The organism is Stenotrophomonas sp. 93052_Sma, assembly GCF_056481145.1.
Genome location: NZ_CM151134.1, coordinates 3,048,676 through 3,063,262 on the forward strand (window position 1 = coordinate 3,048,676; position 14,587 = coordinate 3,063,262).

The 14,587-nt window shown below is 62.6% G+C and carries 20 protein-coding genes; 3 read left to right on the forward strand and 17 right to left on the reverse strand.

The window, feature by feature from the left end; all coding sequences use genetic code 11:
- Positions 1-21 precede the first annotated feature (21 nt).
- Together ACZK2V_RS14290 and ACZK2V_RS14295 are read right to left on the reverse strand one after the other, a co-directional pair.
- On the reverse strand, positions 22-657 hold the full coding sequence (locus ACZK2V_RS14290; RefSeq protein ID WP_012480691.1) for a hypothetical protein: 636 nt from the start codon (positions 655-657) through the stop codon (positions 22-24).
- Between the two features lie 28 nt (positions 658-685).
- Positions 686-1,087, reverse strand: a complete 402-nt coding sequence (locus ACZK2V_RS14295; protein ID WP_012480692.1) for a hypothetical protein — start codon at positions 1,085-1,087, stop codon at positions 686-688.
- 767 nt (positions 1,088-1,854) lie between these two features.
- On the opposite strand from ACZK2V_RS14295, the gene ACZK2V_RS14300 reads away from it, so the two are divergent.
- Together ACZK2V_RS14300 and ACZK2V_RS14305 are read left to right on the forward strand one after the other, a co-directional pair.
- Positions 1,855-2,910, forward strand: a complete 1,056-nt coding sequence (locus ACZK2V_RS14300; RefSeq protein ID WP_235650001.1) for a hypothetical protein — start codon at positions 1,855-1,857, stop codon at positions 2,908-2,910.
- A 42-nt stretch (positions 2,911-2,952) separates the two neighbouring features.
- Positions 2,953-3,837, forward strand: coding sequence for an HNH endonuclease (locus tag ACZK2V_RS14305; RefSeq protein WP_107432784.1), 885 nt, complete (start codon positions 2,953-2,955; stop codon positions 3,835-3,837).
- Between the two features lie 224 nt (positions 3,838-4,061).
- On the opposite strand, the gene ACZK2V_RS14310 is transcribed toward ACZK2V_RS14305, so the two are convergent.
- The 4 genes from ACZK2V_RS14310 to ACZK2V_RS14325 form a co-directional block, all read right to left on the reverse strand.
- Positions 4,062-4,670, reverse strand: a complete 609-nt coding sequence (locus tag ACZK2V_RS14310; protein ID WP_061478916.1) for a hypothetical protein — start codon at positions 4,668-4,670, stop codon at positions 4,062-4,064.
- Positions 4,667-5,263, reverse strand: a complete 597-nt coding sequence (locus ACZK2V_RS14315) for a ParA family protein (protein ID WP_061478917.1) — start codon at positions 5,261-5,263, stop codon at positions 4,667-4,669. The genes ACZK2V_RS14310 and ACZK2V_RS14315 overlap by 4 nt, the downstream gene beginning before the upstream one ends.
- Positions 5,264-5,377: 114 nt before the next feature.
- Positions 5,378-5,842 (reverse strand): hypothetical protein, encoded by a 465-nt coding sequence (locus tag ACZK2V_RS14320; RefSeq protein ID WP_164170795.1) that lies wholly within the window; start codon positions 5,840-5,842, stop codon positions 5,378-5,380.
- Entirely contained in the window at positions 5,833-6,006 is a 174-nt protein-coding gene (locus ACZK2V_RS14325; protein WP_156476632.1) for a hypothetical protein, read from the reverse strand. Before ACZK2V_RS14325 ends, ACZK2V_RS14320 begins: the two co-directional genes overlap by 10 nt.
- Positions 6,007-6,228: 222 nt before the next feature.
- Here ACZK2V_RS14325 and ACZK2V_RS14330 point away from each other — a divergent pair, with 222 nt between their 5' ends.
- Positions 6,229-7,959: a type 4 pilus major pilin gene (locus tag ACZK2V_RS14330; protein WP_162292566.1), complete on the forward strand. Its 1,731-nt coding sequence runs from the start codon at positions 6,229-6,231 to the stop codon at positions 7,957-7,959.
- A 162-nt stretch (positions 7,960-8,121) separates the two neighbouring features.
- On the opposite strand, the gene ACZK2V_RS14335 is transcribed toward ACZK2V_RS14330, so the two are convergent.
- The 11 genes from ACZK2V_RS14335 to ACZK2V_RS14385 all read right to left on the reverse strand — a co-directional run bounded on the left by ACZK2V_RS14335 (position 8,122) and on the right by ACZK2V_RS14385 (position 14,566).
- A complete protein-coding gene (locus tag ACZK2V_RS14335; protein WP_024956683.1) occupies positions 8,122-8,883 on the reverse strand; it encodes an AbiU2 domain-containing protein in 762 nt (253 codons plus the stop codon).
- A complete protein-coding gene (locus ACZK2V_RS14340) occupies positions 8,880-9,164 on the reverse strand; it encodes a hypothetical protein (protein ID WP_235649999.1) in 285 nt (94 codons plus the stop codon). Before ACZK2V_RS14340 ends, ACZK2V_RS14335 begins: the two co-directional genes overlap by 4 nt.
- Complete coding sequence (locus ACZK2V_RS14345) at positions 9,151-9,798, reverse strand: hypothetical protein (RefSeq protein ID WP_235649998.1); 648 nt, start codon at positions 9,796-9,798, stop codon at positions 9,151-9,153. The genes ACZK2V_RS14340 and ACZK2V_RS14345 overlap by 14 nt, the downstream gene beginning before the upstream one ends.
- 88 nt (positions 9,799-9,886) lie before the next feature.
- Positions 9,887-10,327, reverse strand: a complete 441-nt coding sequence (locus ACZK2V_RS14350) for a DUF6573 family protein (RefSeq protein ID WP_044570520.1) — start codon at positions 10,325-10,327, stop codon at positions 9,887-9,889.
- A gap of 263 nt (positions 10,328-10,590) precedes the next feature.
- Positions 10,591-11,064: a hypothetical protein gene (locus tag ACZK2V_RS14355; RefSeq protein WP_061478919.1), complete on the reverse strand. Its 474-nt coding sequence runs from the start codon at positions 11,062-11,064 to the stop codon at positions 10,591-10,593.
- A 25-nt stretch (positions 11,065-11,089) separates the two neighbouring features.
- On the reverse strand, positions 11,090-11,344 hold the full coding sequence (locus tag ACZK2V_RS14360) for a hypothetical protein (protein WP_061478920.1): 255 nt from the start codon (positions 11,342-11,344) through the stop codon (positions 11,090-11,092).
- A gap of 359 nt (positions 11,345-11,703) precedes the next feature.
- On the reverse strand, positions 11,704-12,192 hold the full coding sequence (locus ACZK2V_RS14365) for an ankyrin repeat domain-containing protein (protein ID WP_012480707.1): 489 nt from the start codon (positions 12,190-12,192) through the stop codon (positions 11,704-11,706).
- Positions 12,185-12,469: a hypothetical protein gene (locus ACZK2V_RS14370; RefSeq protein ID WP_148099975.1), complete on the reverse strand. Its 285-nt coding sequence runs from the start codon at positions 12,467-12,469 to the stop codon at positions 12,185-12,187. The genes ACZK2V_RS14365 and ACZK2V_RS14370 overlap by 8 nt, the downstream gene beginning before the upstream one ends.
- Before the next feature lie 96 nt (positions 12,470-12,565).
- Complete coding sequence (locus ACZK2V_RS14375) at positions 12,566-13,390, reverse strand: hypothetical protein (protein ID WP_125895663.1); 825 nt, start codon at positions 13,388-13,390, stop codon at positions 12,566-12,568.
- Between the two features lie 3 nt (positions 13,391-13,393).
- The gene (locus ACZK2V_RS14380) at positions 13,394-13,792 is read right to left on the reverse strand and encodes a hypothetical protein (protein ID WP_111008242.1); all 399 of its coding nucleotides are present in this window, start codon (positions 13,790-13,792) and stop codon (positions 13,394-13,396) included.
- A 291-nt stretch (positions 13,793-14,083) separates the two neighbouring features.
- Complete coding sequence (locus ACZK2V_RS14385; RefSeq protein ID WP_061478924.1) at positions 14,084-14,566, reverse strand: hypothetical protein; 483 nt, start codon at positions 14,564-14,566, stop codon at positions 14,084-14,086.
- Positions 14,567-14,587 lie beyond the last annotated feature (21 nt).

Below are 14,587 nucleotides of genomic sequence, written 5' to 3' on the forward strand. Positions count from 1 at the left end.
AGCGACACCCGGGCACTGAGATCACCGGACGTCAGGCACCGGGGTAACGACGATCACGGGCTCACCGCTGCCGCAGCGGTCGTCCACCGTGACCTTGGACAGCGCGCCACGCTTGGCCAGCTCAACGATGGGCACTTGGCAGGCGGCCTTGTCGGCTCCTTGGAACACCACCGTCAACCCGTTGCTGGACTTGTTCAACAGACCTGCGAACTTGTCGAGGAAGGCCCGGGTGTCGCTGTTCAACCGCTTCATGTCGGTGGGGTTGTAGTTCAAGCGCAACGAATCCAGGACGGCTTCCTGCTTGCCCTCCACGGTTTCGGTCTTGGTGACCACTTCGGCCTTCATGCCAGCCGCACGGGCAGCGTCGGCGGCCTGCTCGGCGTGTTCCCGCTGCTGCTTCACGTAGGACGCGGAAGCACCCACTGCAGCACCCGCGGCGCAAGCGCCCAAGGCCTTGTCTTTCTTGCCCGTGAGCAAGGCGATGGCTCCGCCGGCCACGCAACCGATGCCTCCGGCCTTGAACAGGCGCCTCTTATCGGCCTTGGGCTTGCCATCGTCCTCTGCGGCATGGACCGCATCAGCGGCGGCCTGGGCGGAAACGTGAAGCGGCATGAACGCCGCCAGGCAGAGAGTGAGAGAAAGGGAAAAACGTTTCATGGGTTGGATCTCCTGCTGTGGGGGAAAGTTAGGTGCGTGGAGCAGTCATGGGACCGGCTGCGGGCACCTTGGCCGCACCAGAACCTTTGGGAGAGGGTTGCGAGAGGGCCGCCGTCACCACCTTGCGAAGCGCTTCTTCGTAGCGCTGGATGGCGCTGTCCTGTTCCGCCTTCGTTTCGTCTCGCAGCCGCCGCAGGTCTTCCTGGAGCGCACTCCGGAACAACGCGTTCTCTTCCCGCAACTCGTCGATGAGCTGTTCCAAGTGAGCGTTAGAGTTCTCCAGTACACTCGCCACAGACATGGAAGTGTTGTGTCGCTCCAGCGCCTCTCGCACGTAGGCGCTAAACCCACTGCCCGATTCACGGGCAAGCCGCTGAGCAAGTTTCAGTTGCCCACGGTCGAGGTTTACGTTTTGACGAACCAACGCCATTGGTCGAGTAACTCCGTTTCTGGACTACTCCACCGATACCGCGAATCTCGGAGTTGGCAAGGCCCCACGTCAGGAGCCTGAAAAACATGGGCCAAACGAGCTAACAAGCACTGACACTGTCTCCATTCAGTGGTGACAGGGTCAGGCCTTGATTGCATTGAGGTTCCGGCAGATGTGAGGCCGATTTTTGGGCGAAAAGCGCACTCCCACTTCAGTGCGTCATGTGTATGACGACTCTGGGGAACCGTCCGGGCTCCTGCTTCTCTGCCCCTGCCGACACTGCTTCCACCCACGTTGGGCTCTTGCAGTTGCTTTTCGGCGGCCCCTTGCGTGTTGCCCCAACTGCGCTATTGGTGGTCTACGCCCCCTCGCCCCCACAGGACCACCGCCCACGCCATGCCCACGCAACGCTCCCGCTCTTCCACCCCTCACGCCCACCGATGCCCCACCCCAGGAGTCCGTGTGGAGTTTTTCAGCCCACCGTTTCGCATTGCCCCGGATCCCCAGGACAGGTTGCCCTCACCCACCCGCAGCACCGACCCACGACACCCAAGCCACATTGGTTTTAGTCAAACGTGTGCAGTGCCCATGGATACACCGCCACCGTGTTTTCCGAATCACAAGTGGGGAGCCAAAGAACCCCTGGAAGGGAAGCGCGGAGCCCTCGCCGCATTTCGTTTTAGTCAAGCGAGGGTGCGCCCCATGACCTCCATTCACCGCCATTGGCCCATCGGTGATTTGCCGGCTTTCGTTTCAGGAGCGCTCCCATGACCACCGCTGACCTGGGCGCGTTTGCCCGTCGCGTGCTGGCCTTCCATGGCGCCCGTGCGCCTGCCACTCCCCGTTGGACGCTGGACGTGGCCCGCCGTTCCGAACGCCCTGTGTGCGCTTTCTGCACCGCCCCCCTGGACTTGGATCGTCGCCACGCCTGGGGGCTCTCACCGCTCGTTCCGTTGAGCCTAGCCGGCCCAAGGGACGCCGAGAACCTGCGCATGGCTTGCAAGCGCTGCATCACCGAGCGGGGCACCCGTGACCTGTTGGCCTGGCCCGAGTTGAGCCAGCGGCTGCCACCAGAACCCCTGGACGCCCTGCTGGCCGACCGACTGTTTGTCCTGCAGCGCTCCGATAACCACCTGGTCGAGGTAGGGCGCTTTGCCAAGCCAGCCACCGTCCTTGCCCAGCTTCAAGAGCGCTGGAAACACCCCCGATTCGTCGTTCATGCCGAACGGCATTCGGACACCTGGATGCTGGGGTGGCCACTGGCCCACCGTGCCCATCTGACGCGAAACGACTTGGCGGCGCTCTTGCGCAACGTGCACCAAGGCGAATGGCTGGAACACCCCGAGGTGGTGGCCTTCCGGTTGACCGAGGATGTTTTTCAATCAGCGGTGTGGCAACTGATCGCCCTCCACGCCTTGGTCATCCCCCTGGCCCAAGAAGAAGCACCCCCTCCCGATCGAACGTTTGAGAATCGGTGGATGGCCCGGTATCCAAGCCTGAGCCAGATCCGCCGGCGGCGACAGGGCGCGCACGAAACACCCTGGCCTAGCCAAGGCAAAGACCATGCCCGGACTTACAGCGACAAGCCCAACGCGGTTCGCATGCGGACACAGCGCCAAGCCACTCGTCAGGAGGAAACCAAGGCACAGTGGCTCAATGCCCGGCGCCGTTTAGCGGACCGGGACGCTGGGGTGGCCAGTGGGACGTTGAGGCCATGGCTCCCTGGGGAACGGGCCGCGCTGCAGGCCGACGTGGACGATCTGGCGGCTGCGTGGTTGAAAGCCCGCCAGCGGAAAGCGGAAGGCCGCTCTCAGCGGCCGTGATCCACTACCATTGTTCAAGCCTCAAACGACCAGCTAGCCACCATGGACGACACAGACAAGGAACGGATTGCAAATTGGCGTCTGACGAAGCAGATGCGGCGAGAGAGAAAGTGGGACGAGCAAAACAGCAGGTCCTACAGCAGTCATTTCACCTTGACGGACAAGGACGCTGCAGATGTAAAGGAGTTCGAAGAGCACCTGGTTCGCAAACACTTGGGGAAGGGCCAGCTCACCCGACGCATGTCCACCAATGAGCTTGGGCTAGCATTGCGCACCTGGAACCTAGAAGAGCTGAATCAGCTCTGGAGCATGCGCCGAGAGAAGCTCACTTACCTCGAAGACGCCGCCCTCCTGTTGGCCCATATCCGACACCGATCCGGCATTGACCCAAAGCTGCGCCCGGCAGCAGAGCTGCTTGGATACGACGCCATCCAAGCCCTCCAGGGCGTCCTTGAGGAGAGCGGGCGGTTGGCAGTGGAACAGGCACTGCCCCCAGCGGCGGAAGCCGTCGTTGCCGAGGGCAAGCGGGTGGAACAAGTCCTTCGGGTGATCCGAGAGGGCCAAGCGGAGTTTCGTAAACGCCTAGTCGCTCACTACGGAGCCGTGTGCATGGTCACCGGGACCGCCTTGGCAAGCGTCATCGACGCCGCTCACATCGTCCCCTACAACGGGGCAGCCACCAATGCTTTGAGCAATGGCTTACTGCTACGGAAGGACATCCACGCGTTGTTCGATGCAGGCCTGTTAACGATCGGGCCGGACCTGGTCGTCTACGTCAGCGCGGGGGTGGACGATCCGTTCTACCGTTCGTTGGACGGAAAGAAGCTCTCGCTGGACACTCCGCCCAAGATGTCCAAAGAGGCCCTGCGGCGGCGACTGGCGGGCAATGAATCGTCCGAACTGGAGGTTGCTAGCCTTCCCCAATGAGCCGCCCCAAAGCTCCGGCTGATCGGACAAATCGAATCATTGCTCATGATAGGAACGCCCTCCGCGTGGATCCGGAAGTTCAATCAACGGTTCTTCGCGCCGTAGGCGTATGCCAGCTCCCGCCAGGGGACGCTTTTTCAGCTGCTTTTGCTCTGCCCACGGGATGATCCACAGACACAGAAAAGCGGCCATAGCCGCTTTCTTCGTCCCCCTGATTGTGAGGGTCAGTAGATCTTTCCGTTCTTGCTCATCCCCAAGTTCCGCACCGCTACCCTGGCGGCTTTGCGGTCCTCCGCGTGCTCGTCCACCGGCGAGCTCACGATCAACAGCGTGTTGTCTTGGATGAGCGACGCGGCCGCGTAGTCTGCCAGCGCCACCATGGCGGTGGTCAACGCGACTTCACTCCCGGCGTCCTCCGAATCGTCAAAGCCGAACAGCTTGGCGATGTTCTCGCGGAGCTTTGGCGGGATCGTCACCATGGCCCGGTGGTGGCGCAGCCCGTCCTCCCGACGGCGGTAGTCGTGCAGGGTGACCGATCGGGGCATGACCATGTGAACCCGCTTGCCTCCCACGCTTCCCGCCTTCTGGCTGTCGTCGTAGTCAAAGTAGGACTTGCGCTCCGGGTAGTCGCCTGGCCCCAGCAACAGGTGCTCCGGGATGCGGGCAATCGGAACGCTTGCCGATTTGCTGGCCCGGCGGGGCTTGGCATGGGTCACGTCCTTGACGTCATCCAAGGTGCGCTTGACGGCCTTCTTCGTGGCAGCCTTCTTGGCAGGAGCTTTGCGAGTGGCCATGGGTAGGTCTGGGAGGGAAACCAAGGGAAGCTCCATCATGCCGCAGCCCTCCGGCCTGCACCAGCAGCCAGGATGTCGCGCACCCGGACCGCCAAGGCGTGGATCTCCTCCTGGGCCACCCGGGCCCAGCGGCCGTTGGCGTCGAACACGGTCTTTCCCTCCTCGTAGCAGTCCGCAAACAACGCACGATCCCGCACCAGCATGGCGCCCGACATCTTGGGGTGCTCCAGGCGACGTCGATGGGCTGCCCGCCTCTCGTTGGCCCGGTTGGCGATGGGCAGGAAACGCTTTCCCTTCTTTTCAAGAACATCCACGGTTCGCAGGAAGATGAGGAAGCTGGCCCCGTCGAGCAACGTCGGCACCAGGTAGAGGTCCGCCTCGGGAATCACCTCGTTGTCCGGCAGACGCGGCGGGGTGTCGGTGATCTCCACGTCGAAGCCAGGGGAGCGCGATCGCCCGACACTGAACGGTGTTTCGTCCGACAGTGAGGCAAACGCGCAGGCCCCGCCTTGGGGGTCCCGGTCATTGACCAGCACACGCAGGCTGGGGTCACGGGCATAGCACCCGGCTAGATTCAGGGCCAGCGTCGTGCGGCCGACGCCACCCTTGAGTGAGAAGTTGCACAGTCGCATAGGACATCCTTTCGTGAGTAGATAGGGGTTTCTCTCGAATCTACCCCGACGCTGCCATAGCGCAAGTGCATGTTTTTGCAACCCTTTCGGGCCGTTCAGCCCTTGGATTATTTTCTATCCTTCCGACAAGGCGGCTGGACGACGGCAGTCCCACCGCAGCGTGTGGGCGGTGTTTGACGCCGAGCAATGCAGATCGAACGGCTGAGAGGCCATCCATGCTTTGACAGACGGTGGCGCAGCGCCATGCAGTGCTTCGATGATCGTCCAGCGTTGTTTTGCCGGACCGAACTCCGCGAACACGTCCGCTCCGGCTTCAGCCAGCATTCCAGTCATCTTGTCGTAGCACTGTCGCTTGGCCGGGTCATCCTGGTTCACGTGCCACGCCATGCAAGCGACGTGGAAAGCGGTGATTCCGTTGGGCCCCACCGGGTGGTCCAAGGACGGGAAAGCCGTCAGGCCCCTCCACGCCTTCAGACGTGCCTCGCGGATGGCCGCAATGGTTCTCTTCAAAGCCTGTGGGTTGCGGTGCTCGATGGCATCCAGAAGCCGTTGAGCACGCCGGTCTGTGGTCATTTCCATTTCAGCTCCTTGCGCAGCTGGCGCTCGAAGTGGCGTTGCTCGCGCGCCAGGCGGGCTTGCCGGCGAAGTTTGCCTTCGGGCAGGAACGCGGGAACCGTGGGAGGGATGTGCGCGAAAGGAAGGCCAGCAATAAGGCGGGACAAGTTGGCGGGGCTTTCAATCATGGTGGCGGTCTCTTGGGTTGTTTGGAGCTACGTTCGTGCGTAGGTCGACCCACTCACTTGACCTCATGCAACCAGATCGCCGAGCAATGTCAAGATGAAAAATCGACCTTTTTTTGACTAAAAACAGGGGCTTGCGGAATCCCAGGTGCATCGCATGCTGAGTGCATGACGCACACAACCCGCCCCCGTTGTTCGCCCACTCTCACCCACGTTTCCAAGGGCGTGCGCAGCGCGCTGGGCTTCACCCTCACCGAGGCCTTGCTTGCGCTCGGGGCCGTGACCGCCGCCACGGGCGCGATGTTCCTGTTCTTTGGCCAGGTCGATGCAAAGTCCAAGGTGGCCAGCGAGACGCGCAACCTGCGCGAGCTGTCCCGTCGTCTTGAAAGCAGCTTTGGGGTGGTGGGGACGTTCCGCGGGGTGAGCACCACGGCCGTGGTGGTCGATGGATTGGCCCCTGAATCCCAGCTCGGCGCCGGGGAAAACGTTTTGACCAACGCGTGGGGCGGCGCGGTGGACGTCCAGCCTTACACCGTGGATCGCTTCGGCGATTCGTTCTCCGTGAGCTACGCCGGCCTTCCTCGTCAAGCGTGCGTGGCCCTGGTCGCGGCCAACGCGGGCGGGGTGTGGGACGCGCAGGTGTCGGACGTGTCGGTGATTCGAAACACCGGCGGCCAACTCGACGTCGGATTGCTGAGCCGCACGTGTGCGGACAAATCGCGCGTGGTCTTCGTCTACCACAGCGGATTGTTGGGAGGCGAGTGGACCGGATCGCCTCTAGTATTGCCGCCAGCAACACCTCCGGCCACTCCACCCGGTTCTCCGCCCGTGGGATTCCCGGTGGGGCCCGTGGGGCCGGTGCCACCTTCCACGCCGGTGTCGCCCCCAACCGCCCCGCCACCAAGCGTTCCGCCCACGACGCCCCCACCGGTCACGCCGCCCGCTCCCCCGGTGAGCGTGACGCCTCCGGCTCCGCCCACTTCACCGCCGGTCACGCCGCCGCCGATCAGCACCACGATGCCGTGCCGAGAGTGGAGCGAGAACCGAACGATCAACTGCCCAGTGGGCCAGGTGGGCCAGGTGTTCCAACACCGCCGTCACCACTGCGGAACCGACCCGAGTGTTTACGAGGCGTGGGCTGGGTCCACGACGGCCGGCAGTTGGACCACGACCAGCAGCACCTGCACTCCGTGCCCTGCTCCCGAGACCCGCAACGTGGGATGCCCTGCAGGTCAGTTTGGCTCGATCGGCCAGCGGCGGACCTTCTCATGCACGGGCACCGGTTCGTGGGACGCTTGGACGCAAACCAACACCACCTGCGCGGCTTGCCCAGCACCTTTCCCACAAGCCGAAACCCAGTGGGTCGCCGCGAGTGCCGCTTGCCCGGCAGGCCAAAGTGGATCGCACACGTGGCAGGCCGAGCAGCGGCGGACCAGGATGGGGTCTTACAACTGCCCGGCCACCACGTGGTCGCTGCCCAGCCCGACGTTCACCACTTGGACAAATTGGGCGGAGACGGGGGTTCGTCGCAACGAGGCCAATACATGCACACCCAACGCACCACCCCCGACGTTTCCCGAATACACCGGGCGATCTTGGCATTCGTGGGGAGACGGAGGGCACTACGGCTGGGCGATCTTCTGCAACGCTCCCCGGACCCTGGCCGAGCTTCAAGCCACCTCGTTGGCATGCACCTGGCAATACGAAACGAACGACACCCCCACGTTTACGCCAGAGCCACCTGGCGTGACCCGCCCAACACCGGCTTTGGAAGCCTGTGTCTACGCGCTGCGCGCCAACTTAACTCCGATGCCAGGTTACGGCTTCGTCAACCACCCAGGCACCGCGGTTTGGCCGGCGGCTTGCTCGTGCAGCGTCGTGGGTCCAGGCGCGCGGTTCTACTGGCAAGACCTGGGAGCGAGCGACTGGGTGGGCTTTGAATTCAAATGCCCCTGACGGCAAAGAAGGCGGGGGGCATCCCTCACGTTCGAAGTGGCAAAGCTTCGGATCTCCAAAACCGACCGGAGGCAATGCCCTCGCACCAAGCGTGCTTTTCAGAAGGCAGGTGGCTTGGCCACCTGCGGCGGCTTCTGGGCTCTTCGCTGTTGTGCCTCGAAGTCAAACCCCAGCCAGGGTTTTCCACATCGCCTTGCCCTGGGCTTCGTGAACCGATGCGTATTGCTGTGGATCCCAGCTGGTCCCGGTCAGCAGCAGCCCCAGCTCTGCCACGATGGCCTGACAGCGATCGCCAAAAGCCAAGACCTCATTGAAGGTCAACCCAAGCGTGTTGATGTCAAACGCGCCAGGCTCCTCGTCCAGCTTGCGCATTTCCAGGTGGGCGTGGTGCTTGTCCCGTAGGGTCTTGATTTTCGCTGCCACGGGATCAGCCGAAAGGATCACCATTTCATTGGAGACCTTTTCCCAGCCATTATCGAAGCGCGAGTAATTTTCGTCCCGATCGCTCTGTCTGAACTTCTCCTGGAAAACAGCCGAGCTTTCGGGCGGCAGGTCACTGATCGGTTCGTCGTGGAAGTGATCGAACATGCGCCCGTAGCGCTCCCGGTAGTGCTCCTTGATGGCTGGATCTGCTTGCAGCTTTCTCCACAGGTTGGTCAGGCTACCCGACCTGAGATCGTTGTCCAGAAAAAGCCGTGACTGATCGCGCACCAGGTCTTGCCCAAGAAGCGGAGCCAAGTGGTTCCACGCATTGGCGCCGGGGGTCTTATCCAATTTGGCTTTGAGCCCTGCCTGGATCGCGGGGTCTTGAATGAGTGGGGACAAAATGTGCCGGCGCTCGTCGAGGATGTGGCACTCCTGCGTGAGCACCCGAACGAATCCATCGATTTGGCGAATACGTTGTTCCAGTTCCTCAGGCTTCATTCTTGCTCCGCCTCCAGCGGCACCTGCTGGAAACGCACCTGCAGCCGCTTGATGAGCGCACGGGTTTCCGCGTTCGGAGCGCGCGTGGACACCAGCACCGCCTCCCCGTTGGGCACGTGGCGGATGGCCTTCTGCTCGGCCCGGAGAACGGCGCGGTATTTCACCGCTTGATAGACGCCTCGCTGGAGTTCGTCCTCCGAGCACTTGCTGGTTTTAACTTCCACCGCCAGGCGATGTCTTCCGTTATCGAAATGCGCGTCCAGTCGGTCACCCGAGCTCAACAACTTCTCGTTGCTCCCCATGGGGAAGTACCCAAAGTCCACGAACTCTTCGGGATGGCTGGCCACCCACGCCTTCAACGCTTTGTGCTCGTCGCTCTCTGGCCGCCCCCCCCTCCTGGACTTTAGGAAGGGGAAGAGGCGCATCCGCTGCCACCTCTTCAACCGCCCCGGCGGACGGGGTCAGCATGGTGGCTCCCAGAGCGCGGGCGACCCGGTCCCAATTGGGATAGGTGAAAACGTCTTCCATCGCCTCTCGCAAGTGCGCACGGCGCTCTTCCTCGGTGTCCAGCTTCTTCCCCGCGAAGTAAGCTGGCGAGATGGTGATCGCCCCCTCGCCAGGGTGTTTCGTGTTCTTGTTGACGACGATTGCGTGGAGGGGCGGGATGGGTTCCTTCCACTGCTCGCTGAGCCACTGCAGGGCCTGGGCCACTCCCCCGGCGACGGTGCCGTAGAGGTCTTTGCGGGGTTTGATCTCGTGTCCGAAGGTGTCGTGCAGCTCTTGGGCCAGGTCGCTGTAGGAATGAGCTTCACCCTCCTGCGCCCACCGGATGAGGATGGGCAGCGCGTCCGGGATAACCCGGCTCCGCCAGGGTGTGCGTGCAAACTCCACCTTCGACCAATCGAACTTTTCCATCCTCTACTCCTCCCTTGTCGTCTCGCCATGGTAGCGGCGGGACCAGCACGGGAAAACGATGGGGGCCGATGTCCTGCCCCCTCCCTTCTCAATCCTCGTTGGGCAGCATGATGGTGACCACCGGCTCCAGGGCGTCCCCGGGCCCACACAGTGCTTTCAAGGTGACAAGGCGATGGGTCGACCGCGTCAGGCCAGACCCGGCCTCCGGGTGGGCTTCGTTTGACAACCAGTCGCCGGCGTCGGACAGAGCCACGTGGAGCTGGTAGTGGATCTCCGAACCGTTGCCCTGATGCCGCTTGATGGCGACGTGGAGCATAAAAAGCACATCCCAGAGCCGGCCGTCCACCGACTGGCCGCGCACCTCCAGTCCCGCGGGCACTTCCACGTAGCGTGCCCACGCAGCGCGGGTGATGGCCACGGGCAACTTGAAACCGGCTTCTTTGGCCACGTCGGACACGTCCACTAAGACGCCGTCCTCGATCGCCTGGGCGCGGGTGTAGGAATGGATGAGGTCGGAAGGCTCGAACATGTTGTTTCCTCGCTTGGTGAGTAATGGCCCGGTCCAGGGCATCCGGTGCGGATGTCTTGGAATGGGAAACCCACCGCCCCACCGCTCGGCGCGGTCAAGGGAGGAAATGGAAGGGCTGGCGCGGCCCGCAGCGAAGCGAGGACACGGGCCCTGGAATGGCCCTTGACCGGAGAAGCCGGGCGTTGGGGCCGCGCGCAGCGCACAGGGCTTGAATGAGGTGCCGCGGGCGGCACACCGATTCGGCGTTGAACTTGGGAATACCGTCAGGCCTGGGCGCAGGCCAGAGGGACCCGGTCCATCCAGGTGCTCTGCCCTGCCGATGCTTGGGCGGTGAGCGGGCCAAGGCCCTGGACAAACGTCAGGCGTGCAAGCTCGACGTCGCTCTGGGGCCAGTAAGGACCATCCGGCGAGAACACGAAGTGGTCCCCTTGAAGGGCCCCACAGGTGGTGCAGTGATGGGCCAGGTAGGTTTGCCCTGACGTTCGAGTAGTGGCGAAACGAAGCCAGGGCGCGTGGCCCGCCACGAAAGCGACAGTGTCCTCGTCCAAACGCTCGATGTAGCGCAACACGGCACCCTCCCCCTGATCCACCAGACCCTCGTCGTCGTGCTCCTCGAGCGAGGGCACCCAGATCGCGGCGGTGGGGGTCGGGGCGTGGCAGAAATGGCACTCGGTGTGGCCGAGCAGCAGGCCGTAGGCCGGAGCCTGAAGGGTGGATGGAGGGGCAGCGTGGGTCATGGAGCCATTTTGCCCTGCCTGGGTGTCAGCCGGTGAGACGAGCCTGCGCTGAATCATGGGTGTTTCGGAGCGTGCCCCGCTGTGAACCCAGCCACGCCATTTGCTTGTATTCGTCTTTGCTGAGCAACTTGGACACTCCCAGCCACTGCACCAGGTGGTAGTGCGCAATCGTTCGTGGGTAGCGCTGAATCCCCTCGTGCAACAGTTTTGGCAGGTAACACACAGAACCATCGCGGCGCTCGTATGCGTAATAGCGGTGGCGGGCGGCACGCGTGGTCATGGCGTTTCCCTCAGTGCGCCCAAAGGGCACGATCGATGCAGCGTTCAAGGCGCTGGGCCAACCTAACGCTGAAAGGAAGGGCGATGGGGGCAGCGATGGCGAGAAGAGAAAGGGTCATGTCGGCGGTTCCAGTCGGTGGGTAGAGCGTTGCGTTCTTCCTGATCCCAACGTAGACCGCCCTGGAAATTTGTCCACGGTTGTAGTGGACAGAATCTTGACAAAAAGTAAAAACTGCGGAGCTAAGGCCGCAGTTATTCCTAACATCCCTTCTCGCGCCGAAGGCGTCACCTGCTCTTTTCCACCGCTGCTTCTACAGATGCCGGCGCGCAGCGACCGGTGGCGGCGTTGGGCCGTTGGCTCTACAGCCTTGCCCGCTTTGCACTGACACTTCCCCGGGCTGCCCATGCATGCTCCAGGTGGACAGCACGTTGTTCGGCTTCCACCGTGGCCACCACGTGCGGCATCGCCGCCTTCAGCGATGGCGTGTTCCAGAACGGGCTGCCCCGGTGAGGGTTGCCGCCCAGCCGCAACAGCAGCAACGCCGTCTGTTCAAGTCGGCTGCGCTCGTCGGCGTCGTCGCTCAGCTGGTAGTCCGCCGCCAGCTTTTCCAGCGGGCGCTCGCACCAGTGGTTCCTCTCTTGAGGGTGCGCACCAGCTTGCAGGAGGGCTTCGACGATGCGGGGCCAGGCAAGTGCGGAATGGAGCGCGGGACCTTCGTTGAGGCGCCACGCGTTGGGGTTGGCGCCCTGCCGCAGGGCCTGTAGAGCGCCGAAAAGGCTTCCCTCGACGCACGCGTGAATCAGCTCAGCGCTCGGACTTCCTGGCGGTGGTGGGTGGCGGTCAGCCATGGCGGCTGCCCCGAACCTGGTTCCGAATGAGATGTCCTTGGACGTAGTCTCGGATGATCTGGCGCACCGCTTCTGCGGTGGAAATCCCAGCGTTCACCGCGCCCTGCTCCACCGCCTCCAAGACGCTGCGCTGCAGCGGAAGGTAGGCCAGCCGCACGTCCCGTTCCCCACCCAGCCGACGCTTGCTCAGTGGGTAAGGTTTGGCGGCATACATGGCGAGCACTTGGCGCACGGCTTCGTTTCGCGTGACCTGCACGCGCGCGGCGGCCGCCTGCAAGCGCTCCAGATCACGGGAGTAGCCCCGGGAGGACGGAAGGGTGGCCAAGTCTGGGGAACGGACGGGTTTAAGCACTTCTCTTTCCTTGGACGGCGGTCACAGACGCACGCGCTGACGGGGAGGTTCCAGGGCCGCCGCCGGAGCTGGCGCTTGGCTCTGGGCCTCTTGGCGCGGGTTCCACACTTCCCCACCGATGATCATGCTCGGGCCACCTGTAGCAGGAAGGACCTGCGAAAGCCTGGCTTGCTTCGCTGCGGCGTTGAGCGCACGCGCGGTGTCCTCCTGCATGCTTTTGGCTTCGTAGATCACCGGCCCCTTCAAGTGGCCCTGCGCTTCGTCCACAAGGGCGGCAAGGGTTCGACCGAACTTTGACTTTGGCCCTTGGTTGCGAGCATCGACGTCCCAACGCTCGATCACTTCGAACGCCTTCTCGTGACGGTGGCCAGACTTGTTGAGCTCGCCAAGCGCCGCTTCAGCGTCTTGCACGTTGAAGCGAATGGCGGAGAGCTTCACCGGGTGCGCGTAACCACCACCACTCGATGCCGATTGCGTGATGGCGACCGCTTGGTTTCCGTCGCTGACGAGGTGATGAATTTTCATGTCGATTTCCTTGGTGGTTTTCGGAAGGCGCGATTGCCCATCCACAAATTCAAGGTAGATCGCACTGGAGTTTTGTCCACGACTGTAGCGGACAAAATCTTGACTAAAAGCAAAAACTGCGACACTGAGGCCGCACTTTTTCCTAACATCACTTCTCGCGCCGAAGGCGTCACCTGCTCCTTTCCCACCCCCGCTTTTACAGAAGCCGGCGCGAAGCGACCGGCAGTGGCTCTGGGCTTTGTTTTTTTCAAAAAAAAAGCCCCCTGGCGGGGGCCTTAAAGGACATTGGTTGTTCTTACGCGAGTATTCTTTTGTCAGCACGTCTCACTCCGCGCACTCCACGTCGATCCATTCTTCATCGAACCATTCGTTCAGCGTCGCCAGGTCTTTGACCTTGCAATTGGTGCCGTAATCCGACCCTTCGATGTCGAGCCCCACTTCATAGAGGAGCTCCCCGTCCTCTTGACGCTGCACATTGACAGAGACGGTTTGCTCAGCCAGCAGCTCGTCGTCTTCGCGTCCCAGCTCTGCCCAATTGCGGTTCAGCAGGAAAGCCAGCAATGCGTCTTCAGCGGAAGACTGGAACGCGGGATAGCCCGCCGCGCCGGTCGAATAGGTATACCCAGACAACTGGTCAAACAAAGTGCTGGCAGCGGCATGCGCAGCTTCGTGAGCTTCCTTGACGGTGATGGTGTCGTTTGTGATGAGCATCGTGTGGTTCATGGCGAGATCCTTGTTTGTCGGTTGGCACTATTGCCTTCCCATGTATCCAAGGTAGATCGCCCTGAAAATTTGTCCACGGTTCTGGTGGACAAAATATTGACTAAAATCAAAAACTGCGGAGCTAAGGCCGCAGCTTTTCCTAACATCACTTATCGCGCCGAAGGCGTCATCCGCTCTTTTCCTACCCCCGCTTTTACAGAAGCCGGCGCGAAGCGACCGGTGGCGGCACTGAGCTTTTCTTGGCACAAAAAAAGGCCCCCTCGCGGGGGCCCCAAAGGACATGGATTGATCTTACAGGCTGGTGGAGCGCCAAAGCTTGCCTGCGATGCCACCGACGATGAGGGCCACCGGCATGAGCGCCGTCAGAGCCATCGGGGGCACGGAGGTGAAGAAGTTTCGCTCGCTCTCCTCCAACCCCGGGTAGAGCAGGCCCACAGCAACGCTGGCCAGCTGCAGGGCAACGACGACGAGCAAGCCCACCAGGGCGCCCTTTCCAAAGCCACCTTTGGGCGGCGAAACCGGGAGCCCGCTGGCCCTTGCCGCGCGCACGCGGGCCGCTCGCCAGTTCAACACGTAGAGAATCGCCAGCAAGAGCAGCACGGCTGCCCCACCAGCGGCTGCCAGGCCGGCCTGCCAGCCGTAGCCCTCGTTCTGGCCGATCTCTTGGGCCCCGGCAAGAAACAGCAAGCCCGCTCCCCCAAGGATCACAGTGGCGGGGGCCAACAAGCCCCACTGCATGTGACCGCCGGGGGTGTGGTGAGCGTTGTAAGACATGGGACCTCCTTAAAGTGGTGT

Coding starts and splice junctions, on each gene's coding strand:
- ACZK2V_RS14360 (WP_061478920.1), bottom strand. CDS start 11,344: ATGACCACGCGTGCCGCCCGCCACCGCTATTACGCATACGAGCGCCGC.
- ACZK2V_RS14380 (WP_111008242.1), bottom strand. CDS start 13,792: ATGAACCACACGATGCTCATCACAAACGACACCATCACCGTCAAGGAA.
- ACZK2V_RS14300 (WP_235650001.1), top strand. CDS start 1,855: ATGACCACCGCTGACCTGGGCGCGTTTGCCCGTCGCGTGCTGGCCTTC.
- ACZK2V_RS14310 (WP_061478916.1), bottom strand. CDS start 4,670: ATGATGGAGCTTCCCTTGGTTTCCCTCCCAGACCTACCCATGGCCACT.
- ACZK2V_RS14350 (WP_044570520.1), bottom strand. CDS start 10,327: ATGTTCGAGCCTTCCGACCTCATCCATTCCTACACCCGCGCCCAGGCG.
- ACZK2V_RS14365 (WP_012480707.1), bottom strand. CDS start 12,192: ATGGCTGACCGCCACCCACCACCGCCAGGAAGTCCGAGCGCTGAGCTG.
- ACZK2V_RS14345 (WP_235649998.1), bottom strand. CDS start 9,798: ATGGAAAAGTTCGATTGGTCGAAGGTGGAGTTTGCACGCACACCCTGG.
- ACZK2V_RS14290 (WP_012480691.1), bottom strand. CDS start 657: ATGAAACGTTTTTCCCTTTCTCTCACTCTCTGCCTGGCGGCGTTCATG.
- ACZK2V_RS14355 (WP_061478919.1), bottom strand. CDS start 11,064: ATGACCCACGCTGCCCCTCCATCCACCCTTCAGGCTCCGGCCTACGGC.
- ACZK2V_RS14335 (WP_024956683.1), bottom strand. CDS start 8,883: ATGAAGCCTGAGGAACTGGAACAACGTATTCGCCAAATCGATGGATTC.
- ACZK2V_RS14295 (WP_012480692.1), bottom strand. CDS start 1,087: ATGGCGTTGGTTCGTCAAAACGTAAACCTCGACCGTGGGCAACTGAAA.
- ACZK2V_RS14325 (WP_156476632.1), bottom strand. CDS start 6,006: ATGATTGAAAGCCCCGCCAACTTGTCCCGCCTTATTGCTGGCCTTCCT.
- ACZK2V_RS14385 (WP_061478924.1), bottom strand. CDS start 14,566: ATGTCTTACAACGCTCACCACACCCCCGGCGGTCACATGCAGTGGGGC.
- ACZK2V_RS14320 (WP_164170795.1), bottom strand. CDS start 5,842: ATGGAAATGACCACAGACCGGCGTGCTCAACGGCTTCTGGATGCCATC.
- ACZK2V_RS14305 (WP_107432784.1), top strand. CDS start 2,953: ATGGACGACACAGACAAGGAACGGATTGCAAATTGGCGTCTGACGAAG.
- ACZK2V_RS14315 (WP_061478917.1), bottom strand. CDS start 5,263: ATGCGACTGTGCAACTTCTCACTCAAGGGTGGCGTCGGCCGCACGACG.